The sequence below is a fragment of the Rhodococcus sp. WY5 genome (genome assembly GCF_018588185.1).
GTDB lineage: Bacteria > Actinomycetota > Actinomycetes > Mycobacteriales > Mycobacteriaceae > Rhodococcus_F > Rhodococcus_F qingshengii.
The window spans coordinates 197,212-214,604 of the sequence record NZ_JAAMPR010000003.1 but is presented as its reverse complement, the minus strand read 5'-3'; the positions used below and the strand labels follow the sequence as shown (position 1 = coordinate 214,604).

At 62.2% G+C, this 17,393-nt stretch carries 12 protein-coding genes; all 12 read left to right on the top strand.

What is annotated here, in order from left to right; genetic code table 11:
* The 12 genes from G4D79_RS31630 (at window position 1) to G4D79_RS31575 (ending at window position 17,382) form a co-directional block, all read left to right on the top strand.
* On the top strand, window positions 1-1,041 hold the full coding sequence (locus G4D79_RS31630; protein ID WP_118604203.1) for a TniB family NTP-binding protein: 1,041 nt from the start codon (window positions 1-3) through the stop codon (window positions 1,039-1,041).
* Window positions 1,028-1,912, top strand: a complete 885-nt coding sequence (locus G4D79_RS31625; protein ID WP_147343755.1) for a hypothetical protein — start codon at window positions 1,028-1,030, stop codon at window positions 1,910-1,912. Before G4D79_RS31630 ends, G4D79_RS31625 begins: the two co-directional genes overlap by 14 nt.
* Before the next feature lie 1,162 nt (window positions 1,913-3,074).
* Window positions 3,075-3,299, top strand: coding sequence for an ammosamide/lymphostin RiPP family protein (locus tag G4D79_RS35345; RefSeq protein WP_118604027.1), 225 nt, complete (start codon window positions 3,075-3,077; stop codon window positions 3,297-3,299).
* On the top strand, window positions 3,296-5,092 hold the full coding sequence (locus G4D79_RS31615; protein ID WP_118604030.1) for a lipopolysaccharide assembly protein LapB: 1,797 nt from the start codon (window positions 3,296-3,298) through the stop codon (window positions 5,090-5,092). The genes G4D79_RS35345 and G4D79_RS31615 overlap by 4 nt, the downstream gene beginning before the upstream one ends.
* A 284-nt stretch (window positions 5,093-5,376) precedes the next feature.
* Window positions 5,377-7,488, top strand: a complete 2,112-nt coding sequence (locus G4D79_RS31610; protein WP_202975882.1) for a hypothetical protein — start codon at window positions 5,377-5,379, stop codon at window positions 7,486-7,488.
* On the top strand, window positions 7,485-9,725 hold the full coding sequence (locus tag G4D79_RS31605; protein WP_118604035.1) for a lantibiotic dehydratase: 2,241 nt from the start codon (window positions 7,485-7,487) through the stop codon (window positions 9,723-9,725). The genes G4D79_RS31610 and G4D79_RS31605 overlap by 4 nt, the downstream gene beginning before the upstream one ends.
* Entirely contained in the window at window positions 9,722-11,158 is a 1,437-nt protein-coding gene (locus G4D79_RS31600; protein WP_118604038.1) for a hypothetical protein, read from the top strand. Before G4D79_RS31605 ends, G4D79_RS31600 begins: the two co-directional genes overlap by 4 nt.
* Window positions 11,155-13,401, top strand: coding sequence for a lantibiotic dehydratase (locus tag G4D79_RS31595; protein WP_118604041.1), 2,247 nt, complete (start codon window positions 11,155-11,157; stop codon window positions 13,399-13,401). The genes G4D79_RS31600 and G4D79_RS31595 overlap by 4 nt, the downstream gene beginning before the upstream one ends.
* Window positions 13,398-14,630 carry a metallopeptidase TldD-related protein gene (locus G4D79_RS31590; protein ID WP_118604044.1) on the top strand — a complete coding sequence of 411 codons (1,233 nt, stop codon included), beginning with the start codon at window positions 13,398-13,400 and terminating at the stop codon, window positions 14,628-14,630. Before G4D79_RS31595 ends, G4D79_RS31590 begins: the two co-directional genes overlap by 4 nt.
* Complete coding sequence (locus tag G4D79_RS31585; RefSeq protein WP_118604047.1) at window positions 14,623-15,648, top strand: hypothetical protein; 1,026 nt, start codon at window positions 14,623-14,625, stop codon at window positions 15,646-15,648. Before G4D79_RS31590 ends, G4D79_RS31585 begins: the two co-directional genes overlap by 8 nt.
* Entirely contained in the window at window positions 15,623-16,711 is a 1,089-nt protein-coding gene (locus tag G4D79_RS31580; protein WP_118604050.1) for an FAD-binding oxidoreductase, read from the top strand. Before G4D79_RS31585 ends, G4D79_RS31580 begins: the two co-directional genes overlap by 26 nt.
* Complete coding sequence (locus G4D79_RS31575) at window positions 16,708-17,382, top strand: VOC family protein (protein ID WP_202975883.1); 675 nt, start codon at window positions 16,708-16,710, stop codon at window positions 17,380-17,382. Before G4D79_RS31580 ends, G4D79_RS31575 begins: the two co-directional genes overlap by 4 nt.
* Window positions 17,383-17,393 lie beyond the last annotated feature (11 nt).

Here is a 17,393-nt window from a genome sequence, read left to right as displayed (position 1 = left end):
ATGAGTAAATTCGACCCGCCACCGGACGCCCCACTCACCACCAAAGAAGGCTGGAAACGCTGGGTTGACCGTGATCGCTCTGCGCCTGAACTGCGCGGAGACTGGCGCGAGCTGGCACCGCCCGAACGTGCCGACTACGACGATACCCGGCTGGACTACCACTCTGAACTGATCGTGGTGAACACCCCGACCATCCAAGACATCACGAAAACCGTTCGGCGGCTGTTGATTCTCAATCGTCGCCAGATATCGGCTCGGCGCGGGCTAATCGTCACCGGTGGCGCGGGCACGGGCAAGACCACCGCGTTGACTCAGTTGGGGCTGGCGCACGAGCTTCGAACGCGGTTGCGCACTCCTGTTCGGGGGACACGGATTCCGGTCGTTTACATCACCTTGCCCCCGGCTGCGACCGCGCGCATGGTCGCGGTCGAATTCGCGCGGTTCCTCGGTCTTCCACTCACGGGACGTGCCAATCTCACCGACATCACCAACTCCGTCTGCGCGGTCCTCTGCGCCGTCGGCTGCGATCTGGTCCTCGTCGATGAGATCCACAACATTTCGCTGACCACCCGAGCGGGCGCAGAGGTATCCGATCAACTGAAATACTTCTCCGAGCGCATTCCCGCGACATTCGTCTACGCCGGAATCGACGTTGAGCACGCCGGCCTGTTCTCCGGCATCCGCGGCCGCCAGATCGCCGGCCGCTTCGCCACCATCTCCTCCCACCCGTTCGCCTACGGCAGCACGGCGCAGCGCGAACACTGGAGCGCTCTCGTCGTCACCCTCGAGCAAGCGCTACGCCTGCACCAGCACAAACCCGGCACCCTCGCCCGGCAGGGCCAATACCTCTACCAGCGCACCAACGGCATGCTCGGCAGCCTCTCGCACCTCATCCGCGGCGCTGCTATCGACGCAATCCTCGACGGCAGCGAAAAGATCACCAAAGCCCATCTCGACGCCCAGCGCCTCGACCGCGCCGCCAACATTCAGCCGGAGTTGGCTCCCAGCAAGGGTTCGGCCAAACGAAGTGGCGTTGCATGACATCTCGGCGGCGCCCGAGCGAGCAAGCGCGCCCACTGCCCATTCCCATCCCGCCCTCGATGAACGAAACGATCGAGTCTTACCTATACGCCGACTCGCCGTGGTCAACCACGTCAGCTACGGCACGCTGCAGCGTCATCTCGGGCTCGATCCCGCGCGGTTGGGATTGCGCATCCGGCCCGGTAACCTCGTCAGGCTCGTCGCCATCACCGGCTATTCGCGCGAGCAGCTCACACGCACGCTTCCTCAGCTGTCGAACCGGCACACCGACACTGCCCGCCTCGCGGACTGGCCGCGACCGGCCTGTCCTGCATGCACGAACCGTCACCGCGGTGGCGCGGTGACCCGTTACTACCCGTCGTACGTTCACGCCTGCCCGAAGCACCAGATCTGGTTCAGCGGCGGACGATTCGATCGCGGCCGCGTGCTCGATATCAGCGGCACGCCGGCAGTCCTGGCCGCTCATTCCAGACATCGGCGCTTGGCGGAACGGCGCGGACCGCAACCGACCCAGTACGCCTTCAACGTCGCTCGCGGAGTGTGGAACAACCTCCATTCGTTCCCGGCGTACAGCGGCGTCAAGGAAAGACTCGGCATCCTCGAGCCGAATGCGAGGCGGTTCATTGCCCTCGACGACTGCGAATACTTGGCAGCCAGCTATCCCAACGTCGTCAACACCGCTGCACTGCTCGTCTCACCGCATTGGCGTCGGATCGCGTCCAGGCAGCGGACGTGTACTCAATTCCTCACCGAGCTCGGATGGCGGACAAGCGGCGAACGGCATCCCTACTGGCCACACGGCAACAGCGACCCCATCGTGAAATGGATCAGCGGACTTACCCGTGTAGGCATCGACTGGAACAAATTCTGACCACAGTCGATCGGCTGCGATGGAGAACCGTCTGTGTGTGCGGGCGATTCGCTAACGGGACTGCTACACGGTGGTTACAGCCAAGTGTTCGCAATTGAGCGAGTCCCCGTGAAGAAGTAAATAGATGGGAGTACGGCAGAGGAGGGCCCCGGTCGAGCAGTTTGCGGGGCGGTCGTCGAGCCCACCGCGACTGCCAAAAGGACAACTCAGGTTCGCGAACCGCGCCCGTTGATCGAGTGCGCGCGCGGTGGGTGATCCGGTGGCGGCACTTCCGGTGCACTATCACCTGCTCTGGCGGCGGGAATTGATGACGGATGGTGGTGGAGGCTGGCCCACCTGCCGGACAACATTGCGATTCGGCGATGTTTAGTCGCAACACTATTCCAGGGCGAGACGCTGCGAACCTGAACTATCGGTCCCACTCTGCAAATAGATCGTTCCCCAATCGACGCCGGTACGGTCGTGGGCATCGGCCTCCCTTCCCTCCAGCGAAGTTTGTCGTCGGTCTCGGCTGGAGCCCCGCAGGCCTCGGCTCGGCACATGCGCTACCTGAGGGTGGAGTTGAGGCATATTGGCACGCTCCGTAAAAGCATACGGTATCGACGTACGGTATGGCAGATACGTATTTAATATTGACAGCGGGGGTGGGTGTCGATAGTTTGTGTTTGGAACCAGGATGTGCGCTGTCGGACCAAGACCCAGGCCAAGACATTGGCGCGTTTCTTAAATTTCGTCATGGCGCGAGGGGGCTCGAATTCAGGAACGCAGATAATTTGTTGGTCGACTGCCACTGCTGCGGTCAGCTTTAATTCTCCCGAAATGATGCAATGGGGCGCCACATTCAGGGTGTGGCAGACGGTCACAGTGCAGGCTGAGGCCGTGGGCTCAAAGTGTTTGTCGTGTCCGGTATTTGGATTTAGGCTGAGGAGACCTTCCGCTCTATGTGTATCTATCTCGGTGCCGGTTTCTAGGTGGACCTAATGGTGTAAAACGGTTGCGTTCCAACCGGTTACAGCATGAGCCAAGTATATTCTCTTGTGCGTCAACATGTTTCTGTCACGAATCAATGCGAGAACCTCAGAGGGGTAAGTCGCCTCGTATGGGCTGTTTTGTGTGCAATTCATCCAATGCCTGAAATTTCGACAATGAATGGAGAGTTTCGATGGACAGTGAAGTGCAGAACAAGTATGTAGCTGACGACCACGAAGAAGGCGACCAGGCGGTTGAGGCACCGGCGGACACCGAGAGTGTAGACGCGGGAGTGATCGCCGATGATGCACTCGAGGACCTCGATGACCTGGACGATGTGGACTTCGATCTTGACGAAGTCGAGAACAAGATTGCGCCACTCGCTCTTGCCGAAGCGGAATTGGTGGGGTACCTGTGACCGTCGGATCCGTGACCGCCGATCATCCAGTCATCTCCGAGGTCGCGACCGGACCGGCTGCATCCTATGCCGGTCTCCGGCAAGCGATTTCCGACATGCGTTCCAGCGGTGCAACGTTTGGCTCTTTACCGACGGACTATGCCGCTGAATGGGCGACCCTCTTCCCCGGTGAGGTCACCCCTGCCCTTCCTCTGCGCGACATCGCGCTGGCTGCTTCCGAACGCCGTCTGCATAGGGAAAGTGAACAGGTTTACAGAACGATCGCGGTCGCAGCCGCAGCATTGTGTGCCGGGATGATCGAGCTCGATCGGCCACTGGTTCTTCGCGGCCTCAACCAGACCGATCTCAGCTCGTTGCGAGGATTCATGCGGGCATTCGAGTTCGCGCGGATGGATCCATCGGCGCGGATCGTTATCGACGATATCGGCGCGGTGCGTGTCCCGAAGGGAGTCGAGGCTGATTTTCGTGCAGACCGGCGACGTTGCTTGGCGAGGATGGATGCGTCAGTGGCTGAATCAGGGTGGATGATCGACTCAAGCCCTGCGGTACCCACGAGCGGCGTCGGGCAAGAGGCGGGCCTTTTCGAGGCGGCGATCGGCGATCAAAATCAATTAGTCGACCGGCTTGCCGCGGCGCTGTCCTACTGTCAGGCTGGATTCTTCAGCGCCAACTGGGAGGGTATGGCGATCGTGGCGCTCGAATCGCTGCATCTTCTGCCTGATCTCAGTGAGGCCCGAGTCACCCAAATTCTCGACCAGGCGATCCGCAGTGGCGACGACAGTGAAGCCGCCATCGAATTTGAACCCGGAATCTTGCGCACTGCTACTGATCTCGGTGCGTACTTCGCAAAAGTTCTCGGCATCCAGGCAACCTTCCGCGGCGATCAAACCTCTGCCTTGAACTGGTTCCGTCGGATGCGTGAGGCAGAGGAAGGGCTTTCGCCGGAGGTCCGAGCTCAATCACATCTCTACAGTGCGCTGACCTTGACGAAACGAAAACGCGAACTGCCAGCAGCCGTCGGTGAACTGGAAGCTGGTTTTGCTGCACTCGCCCCGATTCGCGGTGAGCCTGCGAGTATGCGTCGCGAGCGAGGATGGTTGCACAATCTTCGGGGTCTCACTTTCTTTGCCGAGAAGCGGCACAAATCCGCATTCGAGCAGGAGAAGCAAGCGCTCGAATGCCTTGCCGATCTAGATGACGCGAGTTCGACGCACCTGCGGATCAATATCTATTCGAACATCAGTGTCCTGCAAGAGCGTTCGGGTAAACCCGAAATGGCGCTCCGTACCTGGGAGAGGTTCGCTGGCGTAGCGGGTGCCGACAGCATCAGTTTCCGCAAGCATCACTCCTACCGTTCAGCAGGGTTGAAACTGCTGGTGGGCCAAAGCGACGTCGCGGTCGCTGAACTCGGCACTGTGCTCGAGGCCGCGAGAGCGGGCACCGACGATTTCCATGAGTGTGAGGTAAACCTCGAGCTCGGCGGTCTTCACCTGCGGCTCAGCAACACTGACGCCGCTGAGAGTCATTTCGTGCGTGCAGAGGCTGCCGCACGACGGATCGGCGACCCATATCGCACCGCGCAGGCGATGGCTGGCAGAAACACAGCAGGTGACTCGACGGTATCCACCAAAACTGCCATCGATATCGCGAGAAGAAGCCTCACTCATCCGCGCGCTGCGGCCGAGTTGGCTGCTGAGCTTTCGAACGGATGCGTTGCGATCGACTCGCTTCCGCAACCGCGCACGAAACTGAACCGGCCATTCGACCTTGTCAATTTCCAGGACTGCGGATGACAGGACAACTCCCCTGGAAAATGGGATCGCGTCTACTGCTACGTCGGGCAGGATTTCCGATCGATATGTGGCATGAGCTCGGCCACGAAGTTACCGCCGACGCATCGGGGCACTATCGAGATTATGTTCGACAGCTCGATGCAATACGGGCAGAGCTGCTGGAGAAAATTGTTGGTGCTGTGGCCCAGGCTGCGGCTGAGGACGACAAGACTAGGCTGCGCGCCTGTTCTCGGGTGCGAAGTCGAGTCAATAGATACCTCGATATCGAGCCAACCGCGGAACTGGTGTCGCTCGGCAGGCAGATCGACGACTATCGCACTGCGCTACGTAACGCGACAGCCGCATCAGAGCTGTTGCTCGAAGCCGGCACCCAGGAATTGCGGGACCGTCCCCATCGGGTACGAAACATGCTGCTCGACCCACGGTTCCGGGACGCGGTGCTTCAGCTCGCGCCTTCGGCCTACGCCGAAGTCGTGCGATCGACAGCACGTCCGGCCGAACGGGTACAAAAGGCCAAAGACCGCGCTTTTCATCGACGCATGTATCTCTATGCGCAGCGGCTCGCTGGGAAGAACGAAACAACCAGTTTCTTTGGACCACTTGTCCACGGTCGAATCGATGTCGGTATCTCCGGTATCAGGCTGGGCCCAGAGACTGAGGGTGGGGTGCGCGCGGTTGAGGCGTTCTTCTCCTTCTGGGCGGTCTGTGCTCTTGCCGAATGCATCGCGTCTGAGCCTCTAGTGGTGGATCGGGTGCCGCTGACATGGGTACCTGCATGCAGACTCGAACCCGGCGCTCTACACCTATCCGATGGTCGCCGGGTTCGACTGACCGGTGAGCGGGCGCTAGTTGCCGATGCAATCGACAACGAACGCGGACGTGCAGCGATAGCAGAAAAAACTGATCTCGATGCTGTAGTCGTCGAAAGCATTGTCGAGCGATTGAGCCGTATCGGTGCGGTGCGAACAGTCCCGGAACCACCGTCGACATCATCACGGCCGCTGGACTGGCTCATCGCGTGGACAAATACCTACGCCGCGGATACGCGCTGGCCCGGCATCCTCGCCGAATTGAACTCGGGCGCTAACAGATACGCCGAGGCGGCCGACGACATCGCGCGCCACAACGCGCTGGAGGAATTGGAAGCAAGATTCGCTGCCGTGTCTGGTGTGGAGGCTCGGCGAGCGGCCGGCCGTATGTATGCCGACCGTGGCATCGTATCGATCGATGCGTGCGGAGATCAGACTCCAGTGATCGTCGGACACGATGTTGCATGCGACTGGGAAGCACAGCTAGGCCCCGTACTCGACGTTGCCATTCATTATGGTGAACTGCGGACGTCAGCTGCGGCCGGACTCGTTGCGGAGCTGATGCGGTCCCGGGGAGTTACTGATATCGCCTACGACGAGCTGATTCGTTGGACCCAAGACCTCAGCCAGGAGCAGGTCGTGGCGTTGGACGCGCCGTCGGAGGCCTTCCGCGACGAATTCACCGCGTTGGTAGCGGGTTCCGTTGACCGCCGCATCCCCCAGAACGCTGTACTGGAGCCAGAGCAGTTTCGAACATTGTTGCCGCCGAACGCATCCGGGGCGCGTTTCGTCAGCCCTGACATCATGATTGAACTCGACTCGTCGGGACGGCAGCGGCTAGTGCTCGGCGAACTACATCCCTACGTCTTCAGTTGGGGTTCGCAAAGCCATTTCTCCGAGGAACAGGACCTACCGGACGTTGATCTGGCACCCTGGGGCGGCGCCGGCCGACTGGCCACTGTGATCCGTAGACGCCAGCACAAAGGACTGGTTTCCGACATCTTTCCCGGACACTTCATCGAAGTAACCGCGGTAGCGACCGATAACCCGGCACGGTCGATCCCGTTGTCGCAAGTGCGGGTGCTGCTGACATCGGGTGGACCGAAACTACGCTGCCCGACCGGGGAACTGGTGCTCTATGCCGGTGAGGACGACCACCTGCACTTGCGTGCATTCGCCGCGCCAGCAGCATCCCTGCCCACAGTGCGCCTCGGTGAAGCAGCACCGAGAATCTTCGTCGGTGACGTTCTCGTGCAGCGAGCTCGATGGTGGTGCCAGACAGTGGATCTGATTCCAGACCGAGGTACGCAGTTACCCGAAATCGTGAGGCGTGTCCAGTGGATGCGAGCTCTGCGCGGTGTGCCTCGATTCTGCTTCGCCGGAGTTCCTCAAGAACCCAAACCGATCGGGATTGACTTGGATAACCCCCTTGCAGTCGACGCACTCGCCGCGATATTGCGGTCGGCAGATGCACAGCAATTCACGTTGACCGAGATGCGTCCACAGCCGGACCAGCTGTGGTTGCGTCACCATGGAAAACCGACGACCTCGGAATTTCGTGTCACGTTCACCCGGAGCGATCCATGACGCACAGCTGGAACATATTGTCGACGCTGGTGCTGCGTAGCGCGGGCTTTCCATGGCAGCTGGTCGAGTCGCTTCGGTACCACCACAGCGGGGAGCTGGTCGCTGAGATCATCGACCTGGAAGACCACGCGAGGACTCTCGCGGAGAACCTGCCCGGCGTCCGGCTAAGCCGTGGTGACCGAAGCAAACTGAGGACATTACGTCCACTCGCCTCCCGCGAGGATAATTTTCCTGAGCAGTGGCTGACCGAGTGGAACAAGCAGACCTCGGCATTAGCTGACAAGCACGAACATCTCGCTGAAGCCATCACAGTTGACGCGGCTGCTGTAGACCAAGCCTTCGCTGCGCTGCGGTCCGACGAACGCGTGGGTGAGGCTATCGCATGTTCTTCGCCACCGGCGTACCGAGACCTTTCCCGCGGGGCGAAGGGCGCACGCATTCGCCGCCAACTCGCGTCGTACGCCCAGCGCTTCGGTGCGAAAAGCGAGACGATGAGCTTCTTCGGCCCGATCAATTACGCGGATCTCGCACCACTCGAACCGAACCAGTCAACAGTGACCTGGCGGGGGCATCGCGTCATTCGAGATCGAGAAGCCCATACTGCAGCGCGGGTTCTTCACGCGATCAACCATATAATCGACGCCGACGACGACCTCCTCTCCGATGCAATTCCACGTCGAAAAACACTATTGGGCAAGGTGTCCGGATTTTCGATCCTTGTCGACGGTTGCCGGACCGTACGTGAGATCGCTCATGATGAGGCTGTGCCGCTGTCCGCGGCCCTTGACCACGTGCGTGCAGGGCTGCGATCCGGCCGGCTGATCCATGACCTCACTCCACCCTCGACTCTTCTCGACCCGTGGGGGTGGCTCGAACATCGATTGGCGCAGCGCACAGCCGCCGGCGACCCGAGCGACGCGCATCAGACCGTCACAAAGGTACGGGAGCTACTCACCGCGTACCCGTCAGCTCCCGCACAGACGAAGCTAGCCCTACAGAACGACCTCGACTCGATGATCGAGTCCAGCCGGGCCAGCGGCGATCGCTTTTACAATGACAGGGTCGTGGTACATGAAGCCGCGGTGGGCACCGCCGAAGCGACTCTGCGCGGCGACTTGGCGGCTGACCTTCTGAAGGTCGTCGCGCCTGCACTGGATCTGCTGGCCTATCAGGCAGATCTCACACGCGAATCCACCAATCGCGAGCTCGCTGCGCGGCTCGGCAATCGAGTGGTCCCGTTGGCCACCGCGCTGCGAGAAGCCGGAGACTTGACCGTCCAGACCGCCGACTGGCTGACCGACTACATCACAGCCGCACTACAGAACATCGACCCAGACACTGCCGTGGTCGATCTCGCCGAGTTCCTCGACATCCCGCCCGCGCCGCGGGACCCGGTTCTTTGCTCGATCGATATGCTCCCTGCGACCGCCGACCTGGCGTGCTATCGGCCCGGATCGACACCACTGGTTCTCGGCGATATCCACGACGCGGCGCTGCTGACTCCGTGGGCACTGCGGTTCCATCCCGATTCCGAGCACATACTGCTCGACCGTGACGCGGCCATCGAAGTGGCACTCGGAACGCAAACCGCGGTCAATGTCATCCCGCGGCGCAGCACGGGATTGCCTCCGCTGGAATTCCCTGGGTTGGTTTTGGAACTCGGAGGCACAGCTGCCGACCCGACCCGGGGACGGATCGGGCTCGACGCACTGCAGGTCCACAGCGACGGGGAGCAGGCGATCCTCGTCGATCGCGCTGATCCAGAACGCTCACTGCTATTTCACAACGGCGAACTCGACAGTGGACTGCACACAGCGCTGGCATTGCCCCGCATCAGGCGCCCCGTTCTGCCTGATCTACCGCATGTTCCGCGACTGACGTGGCGCAATGCGGTACTGAGTCGACGTACGTGGAAGCTGCCCTCAGCCGAAATTCCGCAGCCGAACACCAAGATCGGCGAGACCAGCCGACTTCTGGCGGTCGCGCGAATGTGTGCCACGCGCAACCTTCCGACCCGGTTTTTCGCGAAATCGCCAGCCGAGCGAAAACCCATTTTCGTCGATACCGCAACACCGTCGCTGCTGGATGCATTGACCCGACTGGCCGCGACCTCCGAGACCTTAACTGTGAGCGAAGTTCTGCCGACTCCAGAAGAGGCCTGGTTACGCGACGGTGAGCTGCGCTTCGCCGCAGAACTGCGGTGTGTTTACGTCCGGAAAGGAGCGAACCAGATATGACGATGCCACAAGAACCACTGCTGGTGATCCCACCGCTATCCGATCCGACGCGAACAGTCGCCGACACAGGCCTGCGGATCCTCGACCTCAACGCGAAATTCAGAAACCGCGCTGCCGACCCAGCCCGACTGGGTGCGGCCGCCGACACGGCCAATCCGCTCGATGCACTGTTTCTGCACGCTGCCACGGCGACATTCGCTCGGCAACGGCGAGACGAAGCAACCTTACGAGCGATGGGAGTGGCGCTGCGGTCGATGACTGCGTACGACGACGCCCTGCGGATGACCGCTGACGATGTCGAGATCGTCGGCGGCAGCACCGAATCGAGCAGTGATGTAGCAGACGCGGGCCGGCGTACGACGCTGTTCGGACCGGAGGTAGCACTCGCTGCCGATGCCGCAGCCTGCGGTCCGATTCGCGTCCTCGTCGACACAGACCAGCAACTGCCAGCCGCGATCGCCATCGTCCTCGGTTCGGAATCGAACCGGACCGAGCTTTGCGGAAGGTTCGCGCACACCCACCGCGTGGCATTGTCCCGCCTACCCGAACTACGCGGCGCGACAATCTCGGCGTGGGTTCCACGCTGGCAGTTGGCACCGCAGTGGTCCGAGGGGGAACGGGTCACCGTGGTTACAGACCCGGCCGATCCGCCCCAGGGCGAACCCTGGGTCGGATGGCTCGACGTCGCGTCGCTACTCGAACTGCCCGCGTCGGATTTGTCACTGTGCCGGGGCATGGTCCTCACTGCTGCGGCTCGACCCGGCCGGACTCAATTCACCAGTGGCCTCAACGGCGCGACCGTCGATATCGCCGATGTCGTCAGCCGGATGCCGTGTGACATTCCGGTGCGTGTCGAGCTTCTCGTCGGTGCACCAGGGGTGGAGTACGAGAAGATCAAGGAGACAGCACAGGGCCTTGCCAACGACGACGAACTTCATCTCGCCGGCCTTCGTCCGTTCCGTCTCGGCGTGAACGCACACGGTAGCTGGGGTGGTCGTCAACTGATCCACCGTTCGCAACCACGAAGCCGGGATCTGCCCAGAAGTCGAGACTTCGACGCTGCGGAGACTATTGAAGCCCAGAGGATTTCGGGAACCATAGCTGAGCTTCTGGCGGAATTCTCGAACATGGTGGAGCTTCTGCCGGGTCGTTTCGCGGCCGCTGTGCCGATGACCGCGACAGGACAGGACGGCTGGTCGGCCAACGCTCAGGTTGTGCGCAACGACGGACCAGGCCCAGACGGCCGGGGACCGGGGAGCTTTGTGGTGAATTTGCGCTCAGGAAGCGCTTTTCGCGTGCACCCTCGTCTTTCTTCGGTCGTGGACCGGCTCGCGCGCGGTGACAAATCGGTGGCGCAGCAATTATCCGAACGGGTTCGTGACCGGCTATCCGGCCAACTGATAGTGGCCGGCGCATGGAGAGGGACGCTGTGACCAGACAATGGCGCGTAGGGCGCGTTTTCGTCCTACGCCACGCCGGAATGCCGTTCGACTGGCTGGAAGCCTTCACCGCGGACGCAGAACTGCTCGCCGCCGCGCAGGACGTGCTTGATCGCGAAGCAGCGCTGCTGGCCGCAGTCGGTGCACAGGCCGACACAGTGCGTTCCGCGGTGCGCCGAGGATCCGGCGCTACGCTACCTACTCTCGCCAACCCGGACGCTCGTGCAGCGTCACGGGAATGGACCGTCGCTACCCGGCGCTTCGAGCTCGCCTACGCGGACGCAGACGCTGCCGCGGGCGATCAGCTGCGCGAGGTGCTGTGTCGACCTGAAGTCGGCGAGGCAGTATTTCTGTCAAACCCCGATGCATACCGAAATATGCTGGTGCCCTATCTGTCCCACAAAGGTGCCCTGAACTCACGGTGGCGCCGCGTCCGTCGACAGATGTACACCTACGTCCAACGATTCTGCGCCAAGAACGAAACTGTGAGCTTTTTCGGGCCCATGGCGTATGGAACAGCGGGTGGAACGACTCGACTTCACCGAGACCGCCCCCGAATAAGACGCGTCTTCCTGTCTGAATGGGCCGTCCGTACCCTGATCCGCGCGATAGCCCGCGACACACGACTACTACCCCATCTCCGATTCCACCCCGTGGCGGTCAGCGGCGGCGCGGCACCCGTGACATTCTCCGCGCTCCAGGTAGGCGGAACCCGGTTCGTCGACCTGGTCCGCGCAACCGGTCGTCCATCCAAAGAAATTGCTGCCGACCTGCGCAAACTGCTTGCCGATGGTGCCGCCGATGTCGAACTCGGCGGAGGAGAATATGACACCGCTCCCCTCAGAACACTGCGCGACCAACTCGACGCGATCCCGCCGATGCCCGCCAAAGACGAGTGGATCGACCGTATCGACGAACTCGAAGGTCTGCGCGCGTCGATGGAAGACCAACCACTCGACAAGCGCATAGCTACCGTCGCAACCTTGGAACAGCGCTTCACTGAGATCACCGGTAAACCGGCCCGGCGAGGACAGGGCGCGACTTATGCCGACCGTGCGATCTTTTTCGAAGAATGCTCCTCCGAGTTCGACCTTGAGATCTCCGAACATCAACTGGCCGAATGGGAACGACGCCTTTCGCCGCTACTTGAAGTGGCAGTCGCGCACGGCGCTGAAACCCAACAGGAGGCGGTAGCGGTGGTCCGTGGCGCGCTCGCTGATTCCGGACATGATCCTGACGATGCTATGACACTCGCGGCCTGGTCGACGCGTGCAGCCGCCGCCTTGGAAAAACGAGAGGTGAGCACTTCGCGATTCCGCACAGGACACGCCCCCACCTACTCCGGCGACGCCGCCGATGCGGAGATCGCCACGCTACTCAAGAAAGCCGCAGCTCTGCGCGGGGACCGCTATGCCGTGGTCGACCTGTGCCCACGAGCCATCGACGAACATGCACTCTCCGAAGCCCCGCTGATCGTCGCGCGTACACACCACCACCTCCTGGTCAACAGCTGGCTTGCCACCATGTTCGACAATCCAGACCAGTTCGCCGCTGACGCAAACGACTGGATCACCAGCCGGGCCGACGACCTCGTGGGCCTCGATTTCGGGCGTCGAAACAAGGGCTACTACCGATTTCCTGGACCGGAGGTCGCCTTCCGGCCCCTGTCGTGGGCCGATACTCGACGAAAGGACCTACTGACCGCAGACGATGTGACAGTCACCCCAGTCGGCGATCGGGTTGAACTTCAGGATCGCCAAGGCCGCCTCTTGCGTTGCTATGTGCCTCTGAGCGATTTCGTGAAGTATCCACCCACTGCTTCGCTTTCACATCCGCAGGTGGTCCATCCTGTGTTCTCCAGCGACAAACAACATCAACCCGAGGTCGAAATCGCAGGCGTGGTTGTGCAACGGGCCCGGTGGGAGGTCTCGACGGACGAGCTCACCGCTACGACCCCTTCCGGTCGATTCCTGAACCTGCGACGACTGGCTCAGCTGACCGGCTGCCGGTTCGTCTTCTGCCGCAGCGAGACTGAGCGAAAGCCATACATGTTGGATCTGGCGGCGCCCTTGGCTGCCGATCTGCTCGCCCACATCGCCAAAACACCCGGTGTGCTCCACATCGAGCCGATGTCACCCGAACCGGAGATGCTGTGGCTACGTGACCAGCAGGGGCGTCGCTACACCAGCGAGGCACGGATCCAAGTCATCGGCCACGACACCGAGGAGACACAGTGACCAGCGTGCTGTTCGCCGAGAACACTATTCGTGGCGTCATGCGAATCGATCCGACCGGCACTATCGAGCGTGAGAACCACCGAACCGCGGGTGGCTGCGTAGAAACAGTGGATACCACCGGGATGGGTGAGCACCGCGCGGCGGATGATCCGGCACAACTTCCACCTGAGGCAGCTGCAGCATTGGCGCATGTCCTGGCACAATCTGTCGACGCGTTCGCCGCGCATTGTGAACCGATTCTGCGCGAGCTCGCTCGCGAGACCGGCGCGGTACTGCGATTCGCCGGACTACACCAGCGAGTAGTTGCCGGTAACCCGGAAACCCTGGTCGAAGATCAGCGCAGATATGCCTCCGTGGAGGTCGAAGTCGACACACCACGTGGACCGGTTTCCGAGGCGCGCTTGTCGACCAGCACTGCACTAGAAATAGAGGGTATTGCCGCGCTGGTCGACGAACTGCGCACCCGAGCGCACCTACCGTCCGTCGAACCGGACGAGATCGCTTGGCAGCACGCGGATCTGGTCCTACTTCCGGGACGAGCCGGAGCGTTCTTCCACGAGCTCGTCGGTCACCCGCTCGAAGCTGACGTCCTGGCGACCGGGACCAGCTGGCTGTCTGGTCGCAGAGGCGAGGTGATCGGCCCGCGCTGGTTGACCGTTATCGACGGATCGAGCGAGGCAGCGGGAGGCTTCCACAGCGTTATCGACGACGAGGGGACCACATCGACACCGGCGGTTCTACTCGATAACGGCCAGGTTGGCGAGCCGATGACAGACGCTATGTCGGCCACGCGGCTCGGCTTGCGGCGCAGCGGACACGGTCGCCGTCTGAACTATCGACACCCTGCGATCCCGCGGATGACGCACACCGTCGCGACAATCGAGCCGGGCAATGCTGCAGAACTCCCGGTGCGACCGTACCTCGCGCCATTGGGGCTACGCCTGGAGTCGATGAACCTCGCCACCGGCGATTTCGTCTTCCGCGCCAACGACTCACTGTGGTGTGAACCGGGCGCAGTGACACGTCGATTCGGGGCGATCGAGATTCGCGGCGACGCAGGTACCACCCTCGGCGCCCTGATGCCGGTCGACCCAGCGATCCAGGCTTACGGGAGAGCTAATCGCGGCTGTGGCAAACTCGGCCAATTTCCGCTTCCGACGTCGTTCGCCAACGCTGGAATGAGCCTACCCGCCAACACGATCAACGTGCGGAAGGTCCTCCATGGCTGAAATTGACCAGACCACCCACACACTCCTGGCCGGCCCACGACGGAACCGTTCGATCGACACCCTCGAACTACAGCGCGACGACTCGGGTGCGGTCGTCTCCTCGATCCGGCTCGGTAAAAGCGAGCAAGGTTTCGACACAATCGAACCGGTCGCAGCAGTGATCAGCACACTCGATCGGTGGAGTACTGATCATGGCGTTGCCTTGCAAAGCGCGATCGTCACCGTGCGGCAACGTCAGGACTCCCGACACACAAGTGTGCTCGCGCGGCTCGAAACTGCGCTCGGCCCGGTCCTGATCGGGACAGCGACTGCCGCGGATCCCACCGAACTCAGCGACGCGCCCAGCCTCGCTCCACCGAAGATGCCGAACAGGTTGGACGAGCCTCCCACAGACTGGGCACGGCTACCGCTGTGCTTGCGACCGGAAGTGGCCGCTGTCCTCATCGCCGGAGCGGGGTTCTCGCTGTTGTCTGCCAAGGGAACCTCGACTCGCCAGACGATGACGGGCCGCAAACTGCTACCAGGACTCACTCTCACCGAAGTGCCCCTGTGGCCCGCCGAAGGAACACCCAACGACCTCGGCGGCATGGCAGCGGCCGTCGAACTGATCGACAACGGACGAGTACTCGCTCCGGATCCTGCACCACGGCGGGTGTGGAATCACGACCTCGGAACCACGGTTGCCCCGCCCATCACCGGGTGGCGGCTCACCGGCCCGAAAGCGATGGAGCCGCCGCGGTACATCGAACTCCTCCACTGTGTGGAGGGACTGCAGCGCTACCACTCCCGAGGCAATGTCCGGCTCACCTGCCTTGCCCGCGAGAGCGAACACGGCACATGGTTCTCGCTGACTCTGACCGGCCGACCGATTCACCTACTGCGCCACGCGATGGGGATCACCGGCACGGTCTCCACCGTCTACACCGATGCCGAAGTGACCACATCAACTGTGTTGCTGCCTTCAGCAGAAACGCTCAACAAGAAGGACCGCGATGTCATCACCGTCAGTCAGCCATGATTTCGCCATTGTGGGAGGTGGCATCGTCGCAGCCTGCCTCGCCGACGAACTCGCCAAGACCGGTGCCTCGGTTGTCGTCTTCGACGCGGGCGCTACTGCCGGAGGTGCGACCCCGCGTGCCGCAGGCGTCGCCGTACCGTCGTTGCGCTACCTCGGCGATCAAGAGTTCTATCAGTGGCTCTGTTCTGCCAGCGAGGATCTGGCCTCCGATATCGCGACGCTCGAGCCGGAGTCTGGCCCATTCTCCATGGCTCGTCCAATCCTCCGGGCACTGCGGCGAACCGACGCAGACCAGTACGCAGCCAGCCTCGCCGACGTCGACGGCAGGTGGGTCGAGCACGCCGAGCTCGCTGAGATCGCGCCCGGACTGAGCCTTCCCAAAAGCCGGCAATACATCCTCAGCGACGGGCTGATGGTGGACGGGGCCGGATATCTACGCGCGGTACGTGATCACGCACTCGCCCAGGGCGTCACCTGGTTACAGGGAACCGAAGTGCACGCACTCTGCGACGACCTGTCCGGAGTCGGCGTGACGACGAGCAGCGGCGTGTTCCGGGCCGAGCGCGCAGTCGTCGCAGCCGGAGCATGGAGCAGTTCCCTCGGAGCACCAGACGTGACCCCGCAGCGCGGTCAGATGATTCTCCTGCGTACAGAGGTCAAGCTGCCCGTGATCTTCTCTTCGGCGCTTTACCTCGCGCCGGCAATCGGTGGTGGTGTCCTAGTCGGTGCTACCGAAGAACACGCGGGCTTTGACGAAAGAGTCACTGCCGGTGGAGTATCGGGTCTGTTATCGTTCGCGACCGCGGCGATGCCAGCACTGGCGAGTGCCGAACCTGTCGAACTGCGTGCCGGACTACGCCCCGTGACCGCGACAGGTCGGCCGATCGTGGGCGCGATACCGGAACGCCCCCGACTCTTCGTCTGCGCCGGGCACGCCGGTCACGGACTATTGAGCGCTCGAGCCACCGCAATGGGTCTGGTTTCCGGTCTCACTGAAGACGACTGGGAGTCACTGCCGTACAGCATGTGCCCCAGCAAAGTCACTGCCGAATCGGCGCGGTGATCGCCGTGATACGCATCGATCATGTTTTGCTCGGATCTCGCAGCATCGAGCCGTTGCGAGATCGGCTACGCGACGAATTCGGGTTCGGCATCTGCGACGGCAGCCCCAACCCGGATGGCACCGCCAGCTGGATCGTACCCATGTCCACCGACGAGGTGCAGTACCTGGAACTGCTCGTAGCCCACGACGAGAACCTGCTCGCTGGCACTGAGTTCGGGCGACTGTTCCTCGAACGCACAGCCGACGGGCCCACACTTCTGAACTGGGCTGCTCTGGTCGACGACATCGAACAAGTAGCAGCACGTATTACCGCCACCGGAGCGTCTGCGGATCTGCTCACTGGCGAGTCGGTACGCGCAGACGGGGGAGTGGTCCCCTGGGCAGAAGCCGGATTTGCTACCTCGTGGTCCATGCCCGAGCGGCCGTTCTTCCTGGCCTACGGAGACATGGCGACACGGCTGGAACGGGTGCCCGCCGACCTCGATGCCGCGGCCCACGATCACGTGCCGACCGGTATCACTGGTATTCGGGTACGTACCGCAGACACTGCCGAGTGCCGCGCGTGGATGGGCGGCGAGACCCCGGGCATCGAGATCGTCGAGGATCTCATCGGAGGCATCGAGGAGGTACGGCTGGAGACAGCAGAAGGCCAGGTGGCTCTCCGATGGTGACGGATTTACCG

Bases quoted from the DNA above. Each gene is read 5' to 3' on its own strand.
- G4D79_RS31630 (WP_118604203.1), top strand. From the start codon at position 1: ATGAGTAAATTCGACCCGCCACCGGACGCCCCACTCACCACCAAAGAA.
- G4D79_RS31605 (WP_118604035.1), top strand. From the start codon at position 7,485: ATGACGCACAGCTGGAACATATTGTCGACGCTGGTGCTGCGTAGCGCG.
- G4D79_RS31600 (WP_118604038.1), top strand. From the start codon at position 9,722: ATGACGATGCCACAAGAACCACTGCTGGTGATCCCACCGCTATCCGAT.
- G4D79_RS31585 (WP_118604047.1), top strand. From the start codon at position 14,623: ATGGCTGAAATTGACCAGACCACCCACACACTCCTGGCCGGCCCACGA.
- G4D79_RS35345 (WP_118604027.1), top strand. From the start codon at position 3,075: ATGGACAGTGAAGTGCAGAACAAGTATGTAGCTGACGACCACGAAGAA.
- G4D79_RS31580 (WP_118604050.1), top strand. From the start codon at position 15,623: ATGTCATCACCGTCAGTCAGCCATGATTTCGCCATTGTGGGAGGTGGC.